The following is an 18,515-nucleotide window of genomic DNA, read 5'->3' on the forward strand; positions in this document are numbered from 1 at the left end:
CCTTATATTAACTCTTTTAAAAAGCTCTTTCCGTTTTTTGGCATAGAGACATTAAAGTTTTCTGCAATCGTTGCGCCAATGTCCGCGAACGTTTCTCTTAACGGAAGCTGTTGTCCTGCACTGATTTTTTTGTTGTATACTAACAGCGGCACATACTCTCTCGTATGGTCAGTTCCATGATGGACAGGATCATTTCCGTGGTCTGCTGTGATAATCAGCAAATCATCCTCGTTTAAGAGCGGCAGCACTTCTGAAAGCCTTGCATCATATTCCTCAAGCGCCTTGCCATAGCCGATTGGATCACGTCTATGTCCGTAAAGAGCATCAAAATCGACAAGATTTAAGAAGCTTAATCCCGTAAAGTCCATATGTAAAGTTTCAAGCAGCTTATCCATCCCATCCATATTCGATACGGTTCTTAGTGACTTAGTAACACCTTCGCCATCATATATATCAGAGATTTTACCGATAGCAATGCTGTCAAAACCGCTGTCTTTCAGTTCGTTCATTACTGTTCTTTCAAACGGCTTCAACGCATAATCATGGCGGTTTGCTGTTCTTTTAAAGCTGCCTGGTTCACCGACAAACGGTCTTGCAATAATTCTGCCTACCATATACTTCTCATCAAGTGTCAATTCTCTTGCAATTTCACAAATCTCGTAAAGCTCCTTTAATGGTACAACTTCTTCATGTGCTGCAATTTGCAGGACAGAATCAGCTGATGTATAGACAATCAAGGCACCTGTTTTCATATGCTCTTCGCCAAGCTCATCTAAAATTTCCGTACCGCTGGCAGGTTTATTGCCGATAATTTCTCTGCCTGTTTTTGCTTTTAATTCATTTAACAGCTCATCCGGGAATCCTTCCGGGAAAACACGAAACGGTGTGTCAATACGCAGGCCCATGATTTCCCAGTGACCAGTCATTGTATCCTTGCCGTTTGATGCTTCCTGCATTTTCGTATAATGAGCCATCGGCTTGTCTGCTTTATCAATACCTTTAATTTCTTCGATGTTGCTCAAGCCAAGTTTCCCCATATTTGGCATATGGAGACCATTCATCTTTTCAGCTATATGACCAAAAGTATGGGCACCTAAATCGCCGAATTTTTCAGCATCAGGAGCTTCACCAATTCCGACTGAATCCATCACAATTAGGAATACCCTTTTAAATGGATATGTGGACATTTAATTACCTCCTATATATGAATTAATCATCCTATTTTACCCTTTAGTATGTATCTTTAACCTAAAAAATTATAGCATATTGTCAGAAGTCTGACATCTATTTGCATAAAAATAATTTTAGGGCCAGTCCTTCCACCATTGTATGAAAAAAGGTGAAAGGGCTGCCCCTATGCTCTTGGATGATATTGACTATAAACGTCTTTTAATCTTGTTTTTGTAACATGTGTATAAATTTGTGTTGTAGAGATGTCAGCATGTCCAAGCATTTCTTGAACTGCCCGCAGATCTGCCCCATTCTCAAGCAGATGTGTCGCAAAAGAATGCCTTAGGGTATGGGGAGTTATCTCCTTATTAATCTCCGCTTCTTTGCCGAGTCGTTTTAAGATTTTCCAGAAGCCTTGCCGTGACAGTCTTCTGCCGTGATGGTTTAGAAACAGGGCATCTCCTACTTCTTTTTTGCTTATAAAAGCAGGTCTTCCTTCTTCAAGGTATTCTGTAAGCGCCCTTGTGGCGGCACCCCCGATTGGAATGATTCGCTCCTTATTCCCTTTACCGATACACCGAACGAAGCCCATCATTAAATGGACATCATCCATATTCAACTGAATCAGCTCACTCACCCGTATTCCTGTTGCATATAAAAGCTCCAGCATAGCCTTGTCTCTTTTTCCAAAATGATCCAGCTTATTCGGAAATTCAAGCAACGCCTCTACCTCTTTCATAGACAGCACCTTAGGCAATGACCTTTCTCCTTGCGGCGATTCAATATGTACGGTCGGATCCTCTTCGGTCACCCTGTCCCGAAAAAGGAATTGGTGAAACGCTCTGATAGAAGCTATGTGTCTGGCAATTGTTTTAGAAGATTTTCCGTTATCTTTCAAAAACCCCAAAAACCGAACAATATGTGCACGCTGAATATCGGTAAGGCTAACCATCTCTACTTCTTTCATGTACTTACTGTAGGATTTCAAATCCCGTTCATACGAAACTAGAGTGTTTTTTGCCAGACCCTTCTCCACCAATAAAAAATGCATAAAGTCCTTTAGCTGTTCTTCCATTAGTCATTACTCCCCATTTAAGTAAAAAAGAAATATTCGTTCCTTCCAGGAAAACTCCTCTGCCTTTCCATCACCGCTCACTTTCACAGCAGCTCCAGATGGTTCATCATAACGATGAAAATCCTGATATTCTTCATTAAACCATATAAGCGCATAATAAAAAAGAACTGTGCATCCTACAAACAGCAAAAAAACCTTTGCTGTCCGAAAAACTACTTTAGACCATTGCAGCATTATTACTCCTCCAAACTAGTGTCATACTAAAAGCTATGCCAGTTTACGGAGTAAATATACCTGTAATAGGGCCTAAAACTACTAAACAATGCAAAAAACCTTCTCCATATGAAAAAGGTTTCTCATTCTTTGATTAATCTGCACTTTTTTCAATACAGCGATGACATATTCCATGAAAGGTTAAACGGTGATCTTTTATTTTAAAGTTCCAGTCACGTTCAACCACTTTTTCAACATCCCCTAATAAATCCTCTTGAATTTCATCAACAGCTCCACATTCTATGCATACTAAATGATGGTGAAAGTGAGCTGCACCTTCTTGTCGCAAGTCATATCTAGAAACACCGTCACCGAAATTTATCTTGTCGACTATTTTCAGCTCAGTCAGCAGCTCTAATGTCCGGTAAACTGTCGCTAATCCAATCTCGGGAGATTTCTCTTTTACAAGGAGGTAAACATCTTCTGCACTTAAGTGGTCTTCTTCATTCTCTAGCAAAACCCTCACTGTTGCTTCCCTTTGAGGAGTTAATTTATAGCTCGAAGAATGCAACAGCTTTTTTATTCTATCTATTCTACTTTCCATTCCGAAAGTCCCTCCCTAGCCACTGTCCATATCATTATAACAGAAGAAGGAATAGAATCCTAATAAAAATTATTATAAATAAGAATCAATAATTATTTGTTAATTAAAATAATTATAATTTACTTACACTTTCGGGATGAACCCTATAAATGATTCTACCATATTAATAATCGATTTCATAAGTCCTGGTGAAATATAGGCCTCCACTCCAGCGGCAGCAGCAAGGAATATCATGGCAGCAAACAGCAGAAACATATATCTTCCAAATAACGGCAGCATCGGCTCTCCCATTTTTTTCATAAATTGCTGTCTAATCATCTTAAATGAAAACGAAACAGACAAGGTTGCAGAGATGATAAAAATCGGGATAATGATAATATTTTGAGGCAAAACAGACACAAAAGAAAGCAAGAAGCCGTTCCAGCCCATCTGGTTTACTAAAAATCCGACTGTAAATCCAACAACCATCCCTTTAATGAACAATAAAATGAGAATAACCGGCAAACCGATGATAGAAATACCCAAGAGCCACATCAAGCCGATGAATTTACTGTTATGAGAAAAGCTTTGAATAAATAAATCCTTGCTGTCAGCAACCTTGCCATTAGAAATTTGGCTGAAAAACTGTGACAGATAATAGAATAAATCTTCCTTTTGACTCAATGTTAAACTGTTCACGACAATTGCTCCAAATATGACACCCATCAAAAACAACACCGCAATAAATAAATAGATGGAGGAATGCTCCCGAAAATGATTTGCTAGAATGTTCTGGTACTTATTTTTTTTCATTGCTACCTCTCCTCTGTGCCAATCTGTTAGTTCATTCTATGAAAAGATTCAGCAGTATATGACTAGCAAATCTAGTATTTTTCTACCAAAAGTATCTGTAAATTATAGATGGCAGCACGTATACTAAAAGAAACCAATAGAAGGGGCGAGCGCTTATGAAACCAATCCTCCTTGATTTTCCTCCTAGAATAGAAACAGACAGACTGTATTTAAGGCCATGCCTACCAGGTGACGGAAAACTAGTTTTGGACAGCATCCAGCATTCCTTGCAAGAGCTGCAAGATTGGCTCCCTTTTGCCCACAAACAGCAGACATACGAAGAAATAGAAGAGAATATTAGAAGGTCGTATGCTAAATTTATTTTACGAGAAGACATTCGCTTGCATATCTTCTTGAAAGAGACAGACACATTTATTGGATCAACTGGCCTTCACAAAATTAATTGGGATGTGCGCATTTTTGAAATCGGCTACTGGTGTGATTCAAGATTTGCTGGATGTGGCTATATTACGGAAAGCACGAAGGGATTGGTCCAATTTGCGAAAGATGTTCTAAAAGCAAATCGAATTGAGATTCGCTGTGACCCTCTCAATACAAAAAGTAGAAACATCCCTGAAAAGCTCGGATTTACGCTGGAAGGAATTCAAAGGAAGGATTGTATGAGCGCAGACGGAAGTACCCTTAGAGATACTTGTGTGTATGCTTTGACTTAACTCATGACAAAAAACGAAAAGAAACGGCCAATCCGCCATTTCTTCTCGTTTTTTATTCGTCATTTTTATTAGAAACACGCCCATACCTGCCGCCGCCGCCAACAGTGAGCGACAGCTTGCCAGCTCTTGCAGCTTGGATATATTCGGCCACCTGAGTCGGAAGTATTTCAGCAAGCTGCTCATACGGTGCTTCGTGAATAATTTGCATTTCCGTCGAAAAATAATGAAGCAGCTTCTCAAGTGTTTTTTTCCCTAAACCTGGAATAAACTCCAGTGGAACTTGATGAATATAGGGCGGCCTTGACGGCTTATCACCAGCAGTGGCAAGCTCTTTTATCCTTGCAGCCACCCCTTTTTTTCCGTTTTTATGCCCGCAGCTTGAGCATACCTCTTCCTCTTCTCCTAATGGCTTGTGGCATTTTAAACAAACTGTATTATGATATTTGCCTAACAAAGGATCCATTCCATAGTTTTCTGCGACTTGCCGGCCATCGACACCCTGCAATGCTTTCTCCAGCTCTGTGAAGGATGCTTCCTCTACCTCTAAAATTTGATACTCTCGGGCAATTTTTGCCAGAGAATGGGCATCTGAATTGGTGATATACGTATAGCTGTGTAGCTCCTTGATCTGATCTGCCATCATAGTATTCGAGCTTAGGCCCAGTTCTACAGCATCAATCAAATCTGGATCAAAAACTTCTGAAAGGGATGCTTTTACGCCGCTTCCGTACAAACTTTTATATGGTGTAAAGATATGTGCAGGAATAAACAAACCGCCAAGACTCTTTACCTTTTTTTGCAGTTCTTTGCCTGTCACATAGATGCGCTGTGAGCTTAATTGAATGTTTTTCATGTATTTAGAAAGCCATGATGAGAATTCCTTCATAGCCGTCAATGTCGGCATATAACAGAGCACATGGATAGGCCCTTTACAAGAATCATCATATATTTCAAGCTCAGAACCAGGAATAATGGTTATTCCATCCATCTCCAGTCCCCCGCCTGTCTTTTGAACCATTCTGCCTTTTGCGATGTATTCATCCATTTCCATTAGTATTTCTGGCGAATGGCAATCGATAATTCCAATCATATCAAGCCCCTTTTGAAAACTGGCATATTCGATAATGTTCAAAAGCGTCAATGTACGAGATCCTGTGATTTTTACTGCCTTACCGCTTGCTGTTCTGCCGATATGGATATGTAAATCTGCAAATATGCGAATCATTAAATCACCTTATTTTCCTAGAAGCTGCCAGTACTGGACGGCATACATTGTTTTGGCATCAAAGATTTTTTGCTCCGTTATTAAGCTTTGTGCTTCCTCCATTGTAATTTCCATCAAGTTGACGAATTCATCTTCATCTAGTTCTGCCGCATTTTCTATTTTATAAAGACCGCTCGCCAAGTATACATGGACAATTTCATCAGCAAAGCCAGGGGAAGTATAAAAGGAGCTGATAAGCTTCATTTCCTTACAGCCATAGCCGGTTTCTTCCTCTAATTCCCTTCTTGCACAAAGAGCTGGGTCCTCATCCTTTTCAAGCTTGCCTGCCGGAATTTCCACAATCGCTTTTTCCAAGGCTTTCCTGTATTGCTCCACCACCACAAGCTTCCCTTCTTCTGTTATCGCTATAACTGCAACAGCTCCAGGATGCTTAATAATCTCTCTTTTGGAAGTACTGCCATTCGGAAGCATTACCTCATCCACTCGTAAGGAAATAATTCTCCCGTTAAAAATCTTCTCTGTGCTGATTGTCTTTTCTTCTAAATTTTCCATTTGTCCTTCACTCCTGTTCTAAGCAATTCCATTTTTCATATATTTCATTATACTTATTTCCCTGTGCAAAAGGGAAGGAAACGGAGGATGTCTTTGAAGATTTATAAACAGGAAAAAGCCATTATACTGACTGGAAAGGCATGGCAAGTCCGGCATATGCTTAAAAACTACCGTAAAGACTATGTTTATATTAAGGATTGGATAAAGGGCGAAAAAACACTGCAGAAAAAAGAAGACAAACTTTAAGCCACTTTTTTTGTCTTCTTCTCCTCCTTTTCGTTAAAATAAAGATGGAAATACTAGTGAGAGAGGTGTGCTTATGAAGAAAAATCGTTTAGGTCAATCTGATTTACATGTTTCTGCTCTCGGACTAGGCTGCATGAGTCTTGGGACAGACGAAAAAACAGCCTTCCCTATCCTTGAAGCAGCACTGGAAGCAGGCATTAATTATTTTGACACAGCCGATTTATATGATTTCGGACAGAATGAACAAATCTTAGGTAAATTCTTTAAGCAAAACCGAGAGAATGTTATTATTGCTTCTAAAGCTGGCAACAAGTGGCAGGAAAACAAAGAAGGCTGGACGTGGGATGCCAGCAAGGCTTATATAAAAGAAGCGGCCAAACAAAGCTTGAAACGCCTTGATACAGATTATATCGACTTGTACCAGCTTCACGGCGGAACGCTCGATGATCCGATTGAGGAGACGATTGAGGCATTCGAAGAGCTAAAAGCAGAAGGTTATATCCGTTATTACGGCATTTCTTCCATCCGCCCAAACGTTATTAGAGAATATGTAAAGCGTTCTAATATTGTTTCAGTTATGATGCAATACAGCATATTGGACAGGCGTCCAGAAGAGGAAGCCTTGCCACTTCTTCATGACAGCGGAATCAGTGTTGTCACGCGCGGTCCAGTAGCAAAGGGCTTGCTGAGTGATAATTACCTAAAAAAGCTTACGGCAAAAGGCTATTTAGACTACAGTGAAGAAGAGCTCCGCTCCACACTGGAAGGTTTACAGGCACGCTTTGAAGGCAAACGCTCTATTTTGGAAGCAGCTGTCCAATACAATCTTTCCAATCCGGCAGTTGCTACTGTTATTGCTGGGGCTAGCAGTGTGGAACAGCTGCAGGAAAACGCCAGAGCTGTTAACAGCATTGCCTTAACTCAGGACGAACAAAAAGTCATTCAAGCCGTATCAAAAGCTTCCTTCTATAAGGATCACCGATAAGAGTAAACAAAAAAAAGCAGGATTTTAGCCTGCTTTTTTTATTTGTATTCTTTCCAATTCATAGGTGTCTCGTTCAAGAGTTCTTCAAAGCTTTTGTTTTTATCACGCTGCCTGCGCTCTTCTTTTTTTCTTTCTTCTTCGACTTTAAGTTTTTCTTCTTCTGCAGCTTTCAGCTCCTGCTTCTTATCCTTAAGCTGTTTGGCAAGCTGTTCATTCAGCATATCTCCAAGTGTTACAGGCTTAGCTGTGTTATCCTTTTTTGCAGGTCTGTTTTGTTTTCTCATGGCAAGAAACCACCTTTCCATTAATCTTCGATTGTAATCGTCTCTTCAAGGCTAACCTTAACATTGCCTTTAATTGCTCTTGTAATCATGCAAGATGCCTCTGCCTTTTCCGCGAGCCTTTTTGCAAGCTCCACCTCTTTGCTTGAAGATCCAGCTGGAAGAACTATATTTGGACGATGGATGATTTCTTTATATGTAAAGACACCGTTTGTCACATCTACAATCGCTTCCGATGCCAATGTTAAGCTATTTTTATCTAATTTGCTTCTTTCCATCATTGCTGCCAATGTAATTATAAAGCAAGTAGCCGCTGCACCGAGCAGCATTTCATCAGGATTTGTCCCGACACCTGGACCATCCATTTCCTTTGGAATAGAAATTTGTGTTTTTAAATTGCCGCTTTCAATTGTGCCAATATCATTACGAAGTCCTGGCCAATTTGCCTGCAAATGAAAATGATGTTCTGCCATTCCTTTCATCGTCCTTTCTGTAAAACCTGATGAAAGTATCATACCATAATTTTGGAGCGTTTGTTCGTTGGAAGCTTATACAATTACTCACTTGACTCATCTTTTCCTGTTTAGGCTTTTATGTGTATCGAATCTCGTGTTTTTGTGTATGTATAATACTAGCAAAGCTTGTTTCATGCTTAGCTAAAAGCCAGTAAGGAGACAAGGGGTGCAAATTATATTATTGTCCGCTTTGTTTCTATAGAAAATAATGGTAAACTCATATTAGTTTTTTGAAATGAAATATTTTGTTCGGAGGAATGAATGTGAAAAAATTTTTTCGCTATTTTTTTTCATTCTTAGTTTTTATCTCATCCATCGGTGTATATTGTACGAACCGATTGATGTATATGAAGAAAAAAGAAGACGAATTTATTTTTAACAGGGAAAAAGCAGCTGGAAGACTTAAGCCAGAAGTTCTGGAATCCCTAAAAAAACGGGAAGTAACCATCCCTTCCCCATATGGATACATGCTGAAAGCAGTTGTAGCAGAGCCTTTCCCTGAAAAGCGGTATATTATTATTGCCCACGGGGTGACGGAAAGCAAAACGAACTCCATTAAATATATGAACTTGTTTCTTGAGAGAGGATTTAATGTTGTCATTTATGATCATCGTCGTCACGGGGAGTCTGGCGGAAAAACAACGAGCTTTGGTCATTACGAAAAATTCGATTTAAAAGCTGTTGTTGATTGGTTAAAGGCAGACAAAGGCAAAGACATACTTTTAGGTATTCACGGGGAATCGATGGGAGCTGCCACGATGATTCTATATGCCGGGATGGTCGAAGACGGTGCTGATTTTTATATTGCTGATTGCCCTTTTTCCGATTTTGGCGAACAGCTTAATCATCTTGTCAAAGCTGAAATGAAGGTGCCTGGAAAACTGTTTCTGCCAATTGCTGATGTTTTTCTGCGGGCAAGAGAACGATATTCTATCCGCCAAGTGTCTCCCATTGCAGTTATTGATAAAATCGCGAAGCCGATGCTGTTTATCCATAGTGAAAAAGACTCCTTTATTTTGCCGCATATGACACAGGAGCTTTTTGAAAAGAAACAAGGACCTAAAAAGCTTTTTTTAGCATTAAATGGTTTTCATGCCCAAAGCTATAATGAAAATAAAGAAGAATATGAAAAAGTAATTGATGATTTTTTGCAGGAATATGTCATTCAGTGATTTATTCACATATTCTTTATAGGAAGGTTGGCTTCTTTATATGAAAGTTCTATCCATAATCCAGCCTTGGGCAAGTTTATTTGTACTTGGTGAAAGTAAATTCGAGACAAGGTCGTGGAAAACAAATTACCGCGGACCTCTTGCCATTCATACGAGTAAGAAAATAGACAAGAAGGCAAGCAGCCATCCCAATATTCAAAAACTGTTGAACTTAAAAGGCCAAGCGCCAGACACTCTCCCAACAGGAATGATTATCGGCGTCTGCATGTTAACAGACTGCTTACGAGTGATAGACAGCCGAGAGAATGAGGCAGTGTTGGCAGATGGCCGCCTTGTTATCGGCAATGAATTTTTCCTTGGTGACTACACTGTCGGCAATTATGCTTGGGAAGTGAGCTCTATGAAGCAGCTGGATGTATTTATCCCTGCTAAAGGGCAGCTCGGATTATGGGAATATAATGGAGATATCTCCATTTAAGCAAAAAAAGACATGCAAAGCTTCGTTCTTTGCATGTCTTTTTTTGCTTATTTCCAGTGCTCGTTTATATACTCATCTCTTCCAGACATTGCTCTGTCCTCTTTGTAATGCTGTTTATTTTTCTTATGATAATCTTGATGATAGTCTTCAGCTGGATAAAAGATAGCTGCCGGCTCAATTTCTGTTACAATCGGCTTTTTGAAACGGCCGCTGTCTTCAATTGCCTTTTTCGAGTTTTCTGCCAACTGTTTTTGCTTTTCATTATGATAGTAAATAGCAGTACGGTACTGGGAACCTCTGTCTTGGAATTGCCCGCCGCTGTCTGTCGGATCTATTTGCTGCCAATACAGCTCCAGCAGTCTCTCATATGGAAAAACCTCTGGATCGAACGTGATTTGTACCACTTCTGCATGTCCAGTGCTACCCGTTTTCACTTGTTCATATGTAGGATTTTCAACATGTCCTCCTGAATACCCTGATACAATGCCTCCGATTCCCGGAAGCTCTTCAAAAGGCGTTACCATACACCAAAAGCATCCGCCTGCAAATGTTGCTTTTTCCATCTTCATCCCTCTTTCTGACCACTAACTTCCTAAACGGAAGATTCTTCTAACTTAAGATTGAAACTAGTATATACTAAATTCTAGTAGGATACTACCATTTAACACTAAAAAAGGACTTGCATTCATTGGATAAATAGCTATAGAAAGATGCTTAAAATGGCTGAAATTAAGGTTTCGGCTATATTACCGTTAAGGAGATTACTTTTTGTCCAGCATGCCGCCCATAATCCGGTCAGCAATACGAGGAAACAGATTATAAAGAACGCTGCCTGCATTCATCCATTTCGGCAAATTCAACTCTCTTTTCGGTTTTAAAATCAGCGCTGTTATCTTGTCCGCAACATAATCTGTGGAAAGCATGAACTTCTCCACATTTTTTGCATAGTTGCCGGATTTATCTGCAATCTCAAAAAAATTAGTATCAATTGGTCCTGGGTTAACTGCTGAAATACGGATATTGGTTTTAGCAACCTCCATTCGCAAGCTGTTAGTGAAGCCTAACACAGCATGCTTTGTTGCTGAATAGCCGCTTGACTTAGCTGTCGCTAGCTTGCCGGCTTGTGAGGCAATGTTAATAATATGACCTTTATTGGCACTTAACATCGACGGCAAAACTTCCTTCGTACAAGCAATCAGTCCTAGAACATTGACAGCAAACATTCTTTCCATATCAGCAATACTTGTTTCATGGAGGTACTCAAAAATGCCAAAGCCGGCATTGTTCACTAAAATATCAACAAAACCGACCTGTTCATTAATTTCAGCAAATACCTCATGCACTTTTTCCAGATCGCTTACATCTAAAGCGAAATAGATTGGATTTACTGCTGTTTCACTTTGTATTTTTGCTGCGATTTTTTGGAGCTTTTCCTCTGTTCGCGCAGTCAGGATTGGTCTTCCACCAAGCAATGCTATATTGATAGCAAGCCTTTCGCCAATTCCTGATGATGCTCCTGTTATTATGATATTTTTACCTTGTAAGCTTTCCATCCGTTTCACCTCTTATATCATTCATGATTAATCGCTATCTTTTTGTACTGGAATATCATATTCCTTGAAATCCTCTGCAGCAGAGGATGGCGGGAATATTCGTTTTGCTTCTTCAAGAAGGCTGTCGGCACAATCATATCTGGCGCTAATATGGGTAAGAATCAAAAATTTCGCCCCCGCTGCCTTTGCGTTTGCAGCTGCATGTGTTGTCGTCGAATGATAATATTCCTTTGCTATGTCTGCTTCCCCTTCAGCAAAAGTGGCTTCATGTACTAACACATCAGCATCTTTTGCAAGCTCTACTGCTGCTTGACAGGTTCTTGTATCACCTAAAATTGTGACTATTCTCCCCTTAATACTAGGTCCAACAAAATCTCTGCCATCAATGATACTGCCATCTTCAAGGGTAACTTTGCGGCCTGCTTTAATCTCTTTAAATATCGGTCCAGGCTTTACTCCGATTTCTGCCAGTTTGTCTGTTTGCAGAACACCAGGCTTATTCTTTTCCACAATACGGTAGCCAAAACTCACCACACCATGCTCCAGCATTTTCGCTTCCACTGTGAATTTATCTTCATCTAATATAATGCCATCTTCTATTTCTACTATCTTTAATTCATATTTTAAGTATGTTTGACTAACCTTCAGGCTAACAGCAATATATTCAGCAATTCCTTTTGGTCCGTATACAGTAAGAGGTGTTTCTCCTCCTTGAAAGGATCTGCTTGCTAAGAAGCCTGGTAACCCATATAAATGATCGCCATGAAGATGGGTGATAAACACCTTTTCCACTCTTCTCGGTTTAATGTTCGTATGTAAAATTTGGTGCTGTGTTGCTTCCCCACAATCAAACAGCCAAATGCTTCCTGTTTCCTCGAGCAGTTTCAATGCGATGCTCGTCACATTTCTTGCCTTGGCTGGAATGCCAGCTCCTGTTCCTAAAAATGTAAGCTGCATATTCAAGTCACTTCTTTCTCTTTTTCTAAGCTTCTTTCTACTAAAAGTATGGGTATGTGATTGGACATTTTGCACAAAAAAATCGATACTAATAGCAGTATACGGCAAAAAATGCCACAAACCAAATATATTAAAACTTTTTCCTAGTAAGTTTCCCTATTATCATGTAATATCTAAAAAGACAACATATTTTTCAGATATGGATATAGGCTGCTTACCTTTTAAAAATTTTCAAATATTCAAACATAATATTTGCCAAATTAACTTTAGTCAGCTAAAATTCTATATCTGTACAGATGCTCAAGGCTTGCAAACCGAGTTTTGCAAGAACTTGAACAACAACAATGGGGATACAAAGATCATACATATATATAGAAAAGAGGTCCATGTACGTGAATCAAAATCAACAATCTACTGCGTTAATCATGATTTTTGGGGCAACTGGAGATTTGGCAAACAGAAAACTGTTTCCTTCCCTTTACCGTCTATACCAAAAAGGCAAACTTTCTCGTTTTGCTGTAGTCGGCGTCGGAAGAAGAACTTTAACAGATGAGCAATTCAAACAAAATGTACAAAACTCTGTCGCTGAAGCAATATCTGGCAGCAAGGATTTAGAAGCATTCGCTTCCCACTTCTGCTACCATTCGCATGATGTAGCTGATTCCAGTTCCTATGCTGCTTTGAAAAACATTGCGGACGACTTGGATAATAAATATAATTTGGGCGGAAACAGAGTGTTCTACTTAGCAATGGCACCTGAATTCTTTGGTCCGATTGCCATACATTTAAAAGAGGACGGTCTGACAGATGTTGCTGGCTTTAAGCGCCTGATTATCGAGAAGCCGTTTGGACATGATTTAGAATCAGCCAAAGAGCTGAATGAACAAATACGTACTGCATTTGCAGAAAACGAAGTATACCGCATTGACCACTATCTTGGTAAAGCGATGGTTCAAAATATTGAAACAATTCGTTTTTCCAATGCTATTTTCGAAAATCTATGGAATAACCGTTATATCAGCAATATTCAAGTCACTTCTAGTGAAGTGTTGGGTGTGGAAGAAAGAGGAAGGTATTACGAAACAAGCGGCGCTTTGCGTGACATGGTGCAAAACCATATTCTGCAAATGGTTGCCTTGCTTGCAATGGAGCCGCCAATCCGTCTGACTCCAGATGAAATCCGCTCTGAAAAGGTTAAAGTATTCCGTGCAATGAGACCTGTTGAAGGGGATGCAGTGAAGGATTATTTCGTCAGAGGACAATACGGAAAAGGTGTAGTGGAAGATTTGGAGGTTCCTAGCTACCGCGAAGAACAAATGGTAAATCCAGAGTCGCAAACCGAAACATTTGTGGCTGGAAAAGTGATGATTGATAACTTCCGCTGGGCTGGTGTGCCATTCTATATCCGTACAGGAAAACGCCTTGAATCAAAATCAACCAAAATTGTCGTTCAATTTAAAGATATCCCAATGAATCTTTATGACAGACCAGATCAAGCGTTAACGCCAAATCTGCTTGTTATCCATATCCAGCCGGAAGAAGGAATCACCTTGCACTTAAATGCAAAAAAAGCCGGCCAAAACATGGAAGCTACACCAATTAAATTAAGCTATGCCAACACAGGCATCGCAAGCATCAATACTCCAGAGGCATATGAAAAGCTGATTGATGACAGCATTCATGGTGACGCAACAAACTTTACCCACTGGGATGAAGTGGCACTTTCCTGGAGCTATGTTGATAAGATTTCACAAGCTTGGGCAAGCACTCCAGCAGAAAACTTCCCGAACTATGTTTCTGGCAGCATGGGTCCGAAAGAAGCAGATGAGCTTCTTGAGAAAGACGGATTCTTCTGGTGGCCGCTAAGTCAGTTTGAAGTAGATGTTTGCTGATTATAATAATAACAATATTAAAAACGTGAAATCCTCGATTTCACGTTTTTATGTACTTATCAATATTATGATGGGAGTTTCGAAGTTTGATGGGAAAAACAAAAATAGTCTTGCAATTTTTACTCGTGTTTCTTCTATATAATTTAATTATTTTATATATTGGCTGGAATATCTTCACATGGCTTGAAGTATTGCTGCCGAATGTGTATGTTCCTGTTTTGACGGCTATACTGCCTATCGTTGCGTATTCGTATTTTGCCGGCCATCTCATCCGTTCCATTCCCTTATTCCGGATTGTCGGTTCGTATTGGCTCGGTTTTCTTCAATATGCTGTCCTTATCTTGCCAATAGCTGACTTAGCAGCATATATTATTTCAAGATTTACGGATGCCGATAAAACAGTTGCCATTATTGGAATTATGACCCTTATAGCTTTTGCTTATTTACTGATTGCAGGGAGCTATAATGCTTACTCCCCTGTTATTAAACAATATGAGCTTATGCTCCCTAAAGGTACAGCAAAACCTAGTAAGCTGAAGATAGCAATGGCATCCGATATGCATTTTGGCACATTATCAGGCAATGCCCACTTAAACCGGCTTGTAGAGCAAATCAATGGACTGGAACCTGATATCATTCTTTTTCCAGGTGATATTATTGATGATGACCCTATTCCCTTCCTCCGTAAAAGAATGGGTGATAAAATGATGGAATTAACCGCTCCTTTAGGAATTTATGGTGTATTAGGAAATCATGAATATTATGGTAAAAAAATTCCGGAGTTTTTGGAGGAAATGAATCGTGTCGGTGTAACGATTTTAATGGATGAGACAGAAGTCATAGATGACCGATTTATCCTGATTGGCAGAAAAGATAAGACAGACAAAGACCGCTTGCCTATCAGGGAATTGGCTCACCAAAAACCTGCTGATCTCCCTGTCATCATGATGGATCACCAGCCAGCAGAGTTAGTGCAAGCTATGGAGGAGGGCATCGATTTATCTTTATCTGGCCATACACATAGAGGTCAAATGGCACCAAATCATTTAATTACTAGAAAAGTATTTGAATTAGATTGGGGCTATAAACAAAAAGAGCAGCTTCATGCCATTGTTTCATCTGGCTATGGATTTTGGGGTCCTCCAATCCGCATGGGCAGCCGCTCGGAGATTGTATGTATTGATATTGAATTTGTATAAAATTCAGCAAACAAAAAAACACCGAATGGTGTTTTTTTGTTTTAACTGTTTATTTCATCCAGTTAGTGTGGAATACGCCTTCTTTATCCGTACGTTGGTATGTGTGTGCACCAAAGTAGTCACGTTGTGCTTGAAGAAGGTTTGCTGGAAGCGTTTCTGTACGGTAGCTATCAAAATACGCCAGTGCAGCAGCAAAGCTTGGTACAGGAATACCGTTCAATACAGCACCTGAGATTACTTCGCGAAGAGCAGCTTGGTATTGCTCTGCGATATCGCTGAAGTATGGATCAAGCAACAAGTTCTTCAATTCTGGGTCACGGTCATAAGCATCTTTGATTTTTTGCAGGAATTGTGCACGGATGATACAGCCTCCGCGGAAAATCATTGCGATTTCGCCGTAGTTAAGATCCCAGCTATACTCTTCAGATGCAGATCTCATTTGCGCGAAACCTTGCGCATAAGAAACGATCTTGCTCAAGTATAGGGCTTTGCGAACAGACTCAATATATGCAGCTTTATCGCCTGTAAACGGCTTGATTTCTGGTCCAGTTAATACTTTGCTTGCTTTAATACGCTCTTCTTTCATTGCAGAAATGAAGCGTGCAAATACTGATTCAGTAATCATTGGAAGTGGAACACCTAAGTCAAGTGCACTTTGGCTTGTCCATTTACCAGTACCTTTTTGGCCTGCAGTGTCAAGGATTAAGTCTACAAGCGGCTTGCCTGTTTCTTCATCCACTTTAGTGAAGATGTCTGCAGTGATTTCGATTAAGTAGCTGTCTAATTCGCCTTTGTTCCAGTCAGCAAATACTTCATGCAATTCTTGAGCATCAAGGCCAAGAACATGCTTCATGATGAAGTAAGCTTCACAGATTAATTGCATATCTCCATACTCAATACCGTTATGAACCATTTTTACATAATGACCAGCACCGTCTGGACCGATGTATGTTGTACAAGGCTCATCGTTTACTTTTGCAGAGATATCTTTGAAGATAGGAGCTACTAGCTCATAAGCTTCTTTTTGTCCACCAGGCATGATAGAAGGTCCTTTTAGTGCTCCTTCTTCACCACCAGATACACCAGTACCAATGAAGTGGATACCTAGCTCACTCAATTCTTTGTTGCGTCTTTGCGTATCTACGAAGAAAGTGTTTCCTCCGTCAATAACAATGTCGCCTTTATCAAGCAATGGCTTCAATTGTTCAATTGTAGCATCTGTTGCTGGACCTGCTTTAACCATAAGCATGATTTTGCGCGGCACTTCTAATGATTGAACAAATTCCTCCATTGTGTATGTGCCAACAATGTTTTTACCTTCTGTTTCTTGCAGCATTTCTTCCGTTTTTTCTTTTGAACGGTTGAATACTGAAACAGTGTAGCCCCTGCTTTCGATGTTCATAGCAAGGTTTTTACCCATGACTGCTAAACCAATAACCCCAAATTGCTGTTTTGTCATCTTTTAACGTCCCTTCTAAACTATGTATCCTTAGCTTTATAGTAGAATTCACTTTACTTTAGCAAGATTCTACTATTTATACAACTATTCTAGCTCATTCCAAACAAACTTTCATCGAAATTCTGAAAAAAATTTTCTTAAAAAGTAAATTACTTATAAAACTACTTTCCTTGGAGGAAATCTTTGTTAAAACTTGTTTGTGTTCCTACATTTTCATCAGCCTTTGAAACTGCATTTTCTGAGGCCGGTTCAATAATTTTCGAACCGTATTTTGCCTTTAACTGTTCAATAGTTTTCCATAAAGGCTCTTTTTCTGCTTCTTTTTCAAACGAGAATAAATCAAGTTGTTTGGCAACATAGCTATTCTCTACTAAATCAGTTGCAGTTATGCCAAGCAGTCTGACCGCATTGCCGTCCCAGGCTTGAAGAAACAGTTCCTTTGCGATGTGGATTAAGTCACTTTCCGCTTTCACCGGGTTATTAAGCTTTCTGCTTTTTGAAAAGTTCTTCCTATTTCCATACCGGATTGTAACACTTAACCCCTTTGCATGGACTTTCTTGCGCTTCATTCGGGTTGCAACCTTATGGGCCAATTCTGTAATTACTGCAAATAGTTCCTGCTGATTTGCTGTATCCTTCGGCAATGTGGATGAATTGCCGATGCTCTTGAACTCTTTAGCAGCTTCAGGATCAACTTGTCTGTTATCCATTCCATTCGCTCTGTCCTTTAAACGGAGACCGTTTATCCCAAGCACTGCCTTCAGCTGGATTGAATCAGCATGCGCCAAATCCTTTATTGTCGTTATGCCCTGCTTCCTCAGCTTTTCACCTGTTTTTGTGCCAATGCCATGCATTTCCTCGACTTCAAGAGGCCATAAGACGTTTGGTACATCCCTTTTTCTCAGAACAGTAATGCCCATTGGCTTCTTAAAATCGGAAGCGGTTTTCGCGAGAAATTTGTTTGGAGCAATTCCAATACTGCATGGCAAATCCAGGCGGTCGTGTATCCTTTTTTGAATAGACTCCGCAATTTCAAGGGGAGTTCCAAACTCATAGCTTTCTGTTATATCAAGATAGCCTTCATCAATGGATACAGGTTCTACTAAATCGGTGAATTCCCGCAAAATGTCAAACATAGCAGAAGAAGCTGTGCGATACCTGTCAAACTGGGGTTTCATGATAATCAGCTCAGGACACAATCTTTTCGCTTCCCAAAGGGGCATCGTCGTCTTTAGACCGAACTTTCGGGCCTCATAACTGCATGTAATAATAATCCCTTTTCGTTCCTCCACATTGCCTGCAATGGCAAGCGGTTTTCCTTTTAATGAAGGCTCGTATGCCATTTCTACTGATGCATAAAAACTATTCATATCGACATGCAGAATGACTCTGCCCTTTTTCGGATAGAATTCCTTCATTAAAATCACCCATCCT

21 protein-coding genes are annotated in these 18,515 nt (G+C 39.9%); 7 read left to right on the forward strand and 14 right to left on the reverse strand.

Annotated elements, in window-relative coordinates; all coding sequences use genetic code 11:
* Positions 1–2 precede the first annotated feature (2 nt).
* The 5 genes from deoB to spoIIM form a co-directional block, all read right to left on the reverse strand.
* Entirely contained in the window at positions 3–1,187 is a 1,185-nt protein-coding gene (gene deoB, locus ACLIJJ_RS03040) for a phosphopentomutase (protein WP_411229284.1), read from the reverse strand.
* 167 nt (positions 1,188–1,354) lie between these two features.
* Positions 1,355–2,245: a site-specific tyrosine recombinase XerD gene (gene xerD / locus ACLIJJ_RS03045; RefSeq protein ID WP_341077658.1), complete on the reverse strand. Its 891-nt coding sequence runs from the start codon at positions 2,243–2,245 to the stop codon at positions 1,355–1,357.
* 6 nt (positions 2,246–2,251) lie between these two features.
* Positions 2,252–2,479 carry a YqzK family protein gene (locus ACLIJJ_RS03050; protein ID WP_237941678.1) on the reverse strand — a complete coding sequence of 76 codons (228 nt, stop codon included), beginning with the start codon at positions 2,477–2,479 and terminating at the stop codon, positions 2,252–2,254.
* Positions 2,480–2,612: 133 nt separating this feature from the next.
* A complete protein-coding gene (fur, locus tag ACLIJJ_RS03055) occupies positions 2,613–3,062 on the reverse strand; it encodes a ferric iron uptake transcriptional regulator (RefSeq protein WP_233313267.1) in 450 nt (149 codons plus the stop codon).
* Positions 3,063–3,185: 123 nt separating this feature from the next.
* Entirely contained in the window at positions 3,186–3,854 is a 669-nt protein-coding gene (spoIIM, locus tag ACLIJJ_RS03060; RefSeq protein ID WP_233313264.1) for a stage II sporulation protein M, read from the reverse strand.
* A gap of 155 nt (positions 3,855–4,009) precedes the next feature.
* Here spoIIM and ACLIJJ_RS03065 point away from each other — a divergent pair, with 155 nt between their 5' ends.
* The gene (locus ACLIJJ_RS03065; protein ID WP_411410532.1) at positions 4,010–4,567 is read left to right on the forward strand and encodes a GNAT family N-acetyltransferase; all 558 of its coding nucleotides are present in this window, start codon (positions 4,010–4,012) and stop codon (positions 4,565–4,567) included.
* Between the two features lie 52 nt (positions 4,568–4,619).
* On the opposite strand, the gene ACLIJJ_RS03070 is transcribed toward ACLIJJ_RS03065, so the two are convergent.
* Both ACLIJJ_RS03070 and ACLIJJ_RS03075 read right to left on the reverse strand, forming a co-directional pair.
* On the reverse strand, positions 4,620–5,792 hold the full coding sequence (locus ACLIJJ_RS03070; protein ID WP_411410533.1) for an endonuclease Q family protein: 1,173 nt from the start codon (positions 5,790–5,792) through the stop codon (positions 4,620–4,622).
* A 9-nt stretch (positions 5,793–5,801) separates the two neighbouring features.
* Positions 5,802–6,344 carry an NUDIX hydrolase gene (locus ACLIJJ_RS03075; RefSeq protein ID WP_411410534.1) on the reverse strand — a complete coding sequence of 181 codons (543 nt, stop codon included), beginning with the start codon at positions 6,342–6,344 and terminating at the stop codon, positions 5,802–5,804.
* 93 nt (positions 6,345–6,437) lie between these two features.
* Between ACLIJJ_RS03075 and mciZ the strand changes: the two genes are divergently transcribed.
* On the forward strand, positions 6,438–6,590 hold the full coding sequence (gene mciZ / locus ACLIJJ_RS03080) for a Z-ring formation inhibitor MciZ (RefSeq protein ID WP_233313259.1): 153 nt from the start codon (positions 6,438–6,440) through the stop codon (positions 6,588–6,590).
* Between the two features lie 73 nt (positions 6,591–6,663).
* Positions 6,664–7,575, forward strand: coding sequence for an aldo/keto reductase (locus tag ACLIJJ_RS03085; RefSeq protein WP_411229282.1), 912 nt, complete (start codon positions 6,664–6,666; stop codon positions 7,573–7,575).
* Positions 7,576–7,613: 38 nt separating this feature from the next.
* Here the strand turns inward: ACLIJJ_RS03085 and ACLIJJ_RS03090 are convergent, their stop codons facing one another.
* Entirely contained in the window at positions 7,614–7,859 is a 246-nt protein-coding gene (locus ACLIJJ_RS03090) for a YqkE family protein (protein ID WP_411410535.1), read from the reverse strand.
* A 20-nt stretch (positions 7,860–7,879) separates the two neighbouring features.
* Positions 7,880–8,329 carry an OsmC family protein gene (locus ACLIJJ_RS03095; protein WP_233313256.1) on the reverse strand — a complete coding sequence of 150 codons (450 nt, stop codon included), beginning with the start codon at positions 8,327–8,329 and terminating at the stop codon, positions 7,880–7,882.
* Between the two features lie 305 nt (positions 8,330–8,634).
* On the opposite strand from ACLIJJ_RS03095, the gene ACLIJJ_RS03100 reads away from it, so the two are divergent.
* Together ACLIJJ_RS03100 and ACLIJJ_RS03105 are read left to right on the forward strand one after the other, a co-directional pair.
* Entirely contained in the window at positions 8,635–9,543 is a 909-nt protein-coding gene (locus ACLIJJ_RS03100; protein WP_233313254.1) for an alpha/beta hydrolase, read from the forward strand.
* Positions 9,544–9,583: 40 nt separating this feature from the next.
* A complete protein-coding gene (locus tag ACLIJJ_RS03105; protein WP_411410536.1) occupies positions 9,584–10,021 on the forward strand; it encodes an ASCH domain-containing protein in 438 nt (145 codons plus the stop codon).
* A 47-nt stretch (positions 10,022–10,068) separates the two neighbouring features.
* On the opposite strand, the gene msrA is transcribed toward ACLIJJ_RS03105, so the two are convergent.
* The 3 genes from msrA to rnz form a co-directional block, all read right to left on the reverse strand.
* Positions 10,069–10,584 carry a peptide-methionine (S)-S-oxide reductase MsrA gene (msrA, locus tag ACLIJJ_RS03110; RefSeq protein WP_237941683.1) on the reverse strand — a complete coding sequence of 172 codons (516 nt, stop codon included), beginning with the start codon at positions 10,582–10,584 and terminating at the stop codon, positions 10,069–10,071.
* A 198-nt stretch (positions 10,585–10,782) separates the two neighbouring features.
* A complete protein-coding gene (locus ACLIJJ_RS03115) occupies positions 10,783–11,574 on the reverse strand; it encodes an SDR family NAD(P)-dependent oxidoreductase (RefSeq protein WP_411410537.1) in 792 nt (263 codons plus the stop codon).
* Between the two features lie 27 nt (positions 11,575–11,601).
* Positions 11,602–12,531: a ribonuclease Z gene (gene rnz, locus ACLIJJ_RS03120; protein ID WP_233313249.1), complete on the reverse strand. Its 930-nt coding sequence runs from the start codon at positions 12,529–12,531 to the stop codon at positions 11,602–11,604.
* Between the two features lie 386 nt (positions 12,532–12,917).
* Between rnz and zwf the strand changes: the two genes are divergently transcribed.
* Both zwf and ACLIJJ_RS03130 read left to right on the forward strand, forming a co-directional pair.
* Positions 12,918–14,423: a glucose-6-phosphate dehydrogenase gene (zwf, locus tag ACLIJJ_RS03125; RefSeq protein WP_245399878.1), complete on the forward strand. Its 1,506-nt coding sequence runs from the start codon at positions 12,918–12,920 to the stop codon at positions 14,421–14,423.
* 89 nt (positions 14,424–14,512) lie between these two features.
* Positions 14,513–15,622, forward strand: coding sequence for a metallophosphoesterase (locus tag ACLIJJ_RS03130; protein ID WP_411410628.1), 1,110 nt, complete (start codon positions 14,513–14,515; stop codon positions 15,620–15,622).
* Between the two features lie 49 nt (positions 15,623–15,671).
* Here ACLIJJ_RS03130 and gndA read toward each other — a convergent pair whose 3' ends face one another.
* Positions 15,672–17,081 carry an NADP-dependent phosphogluconate dehydrogenase gene (gene gndA / locus ACLIJJ_RS03135; protein ID WP_233313247.1) on the reverse strand — a complete coding sequence of 470 codons (1,410 nt, stop codon included), beginning with the start codon at positions 17,079–17,081 and terminating at the stop codon, positions 15,672–15,674.
* A 161-nt stretch (positions 17,082–17,242) separates the two neighbouring features.
* A complete protein-coding gene (locus ACLIJJ_RS03140) occupies positions 17,243–18,499 on the reverse strand; it encodes a DNA polymerase IV (protein WP_237941685.1) in 1,257 nt (418 codons plus the stop codon).
* Positions 18,500–18,515 lie beyond the last annotated feature (16 nt).

It is taken from the genome of Niallia laureatilytica, assembly GCF_046613985.1.
Classification (GTDB): Bacteria; Bacillota; Bacilli; order Bacillales; family Cytobacillaceae; genus Niallia.

Excerpts from the sequence above, each read along its gene's own strand:
- ACLIJJ_RS03075 (WP_411410534.1), bottom strand. The coding sequence starts at position 6,344 with ATGGAAAATTTAGAAGAAAAGACAATCAGCACAGAGAAGATTTTTAAC.
- ACLIJJ_RS03095 (WP_233313256.1), bottom strand. The coding sequence starts at position 8,329 with ATGGCAGAACATCATTTTCATTTGCAGGCAAATTGGCCAGGACTTCGT.
- xerD (WP_341077658.1), bottom strand. The coding sequence starts at position 2,245 with ATGGAAGAACAGCTAAAGGACTTTATGCATTTTTTATTGGTGGAGAAG.
- gndA (WP_233313247.1), bottom strand. The coding sequence starts at position 17,081 with ATGACAAAACAGCAATTTGGGGTTATTGGTTTAGCAGTCATGGGTAAA.
- ACLIJJ_RS03130 (WP_411410628.1), top strand. The coding sequence starts at position 14,513 with ATGGGAAAAACAAAAATAGTCTTGCAATTTTTACTCGTGTTTCTTCTA.
- ACLIJJ_RS03070 (WP_411410533.1), bottom strand. The coding sequence starts at position 5,792 with ATGATTCGCATATTTGCAGATTTACATATCCATATCGGCAGAACAGCA.
- zwf (WP_245399878.1), top strand. The coding sequence starts at position 12,918 with ATGTACGTGAATCAAAATCAACAATCTACTGCGTTAATCATGATTTTT.
- spoIIM (WP_233313264.1), bottom strand. The coding sequence starts at position 3,854 with ATGAAAAAAAATAAGTACCAGAACATTCTAGCAAATCATTTTCGGGAG.
- ACLIJJ_RS03140 (WP_237941685.1), bottom strand. The coding sequence starts at position 18,499 with ATGAAGGAATTCTATCCGAAAAAGGGCAGAGTCATTCTGCATGTCGAT.
- msrA (WP_237941683.1), bottom strand. The coding sequence starts at position 10,584 with ATGGAAAAAGCAACATTTGCAGGCGGATGCTTTTGGTGTATGGTAACG.
- rnz (WP_233313249.1), bottom strand. The coding sequence starts at position 12,531 with ATGCAGCTTACATTTTTAGGAACAGGAGCTGGCATTCCAGCCAAGGCA.
- ACLIJJ_RS03050 (WP_237941678.1), bottom strand. The coding sequence starts at position 2,479 with ATGCTGCAATGGTCTAAAGTAGTTTTTCGGACAGCAAAGGTTTTTTTG.
- ACLIJJ_RS03105 (WP_411410536.1), top strand. The coding sequence starts at position 9,584 with ATGAAAGTTCTATCCATAATCCAGCCTTGGGCAAGTTTATTTGTACTT.
- fur (WP_233313267.1), bottom strand. The coding sequence starts at position 3,062 with ATGGAAAGTAGAATAGATAGAATAAAAAAGCTGTTGCATTCTTCGAGC.
- deoB (WP_411229284.1), bottom strand. The coding sequence starts at position 1,187 with ATGTCCACATATCCATTTAAAAGGGTATTCCTAATTGTGATGGATTCA.
- ACLIJJ_RS03065 (WP_411410532.1), top strand. The coding sequence starts at position 4,010 with ATGAAACCAATCCTCCTTGATTTTCCTCCTAGAATAGAAACAGACAGA.
- ACLIJJ_RS03090 (WP_411410535.1), bottom strand. The coding sequence starts at position 7,859 with ATGAGAAAACAAAACAGACCTGCAAAAAAGGATAACACAGCTAAGCCT.
- ACLIJJ_RS03115 (WP_411410537.1), bottom strand. The coding sequence starts at position 11,574 with ATGGAAAGCTTACAAGGTAAAAATATCATAATAACAGGAGCATCATCA.
- ACLIJJ_RS03085 (WP_411229282.1), top strand. The coding sequence starts at position 6,664 with ATGAAGAAAAATCGTTTAGGTCAATCTGATTTACATGTTTCTGCTCTC.